Here is a 349-nt window from a genome sequence, read left to right on the forward strand (position 1 = left end):
GGGCGCTGGCCTGCGGCGTAACGATGAGCTCCTCACCAGAGTTAGCCGTCAGATTTTAATCTAGAACAATGTTTATTGGCGCTGATGAGACAGAAACGGTGTTTGTATCCGGCGCGGAACGGTGGTTTTGGTCGTCACCTGCGGTAAGGGCTGGTTGGAGCCCGAGTCCGACCATGCAGGCAGCTCCAGCCAGACTTTATCTTTTTCGACGGTGACTTTACCCCCATGGGCAACAAACTCGGGCGCCTCCCAGTCGAGCCGGGTGACGGCGGTTTTTGCATCAATCGTCAGCGGCAGCGCAATACGCTCTCCCTCATTACCCTTCACCTCTGGCGGAACGGTGAGCACA

The 349-nt window shown here is 57.0% G+C and carries 1 protein-coding gene; it reads right to left on the reverse strand.

Annotated features, from left to right (window positions below; all coding sequences use genetic code 11):
- Window positions 1-72 precede the first annotated feature (72 nt).
- Window positions 73-349, reverse strand: a 277-nt coding sequence (locus IM267_RS21110; protein WP_193034240.1) for a hypothetical protein, incomplete at its 5' end; no start/stop codon positions are given.

This window comes from Enterobacter cloacae complex sp. P15RS, assembly GCF_014895905.1.
Taxonomy (GTDB): Bacteria; Pseudomonadota; Gammaproteobacteria; order Enterobacterales; family Enterobacteriaceae; genus Enterobacter; species Enterobacter quasihormaechei.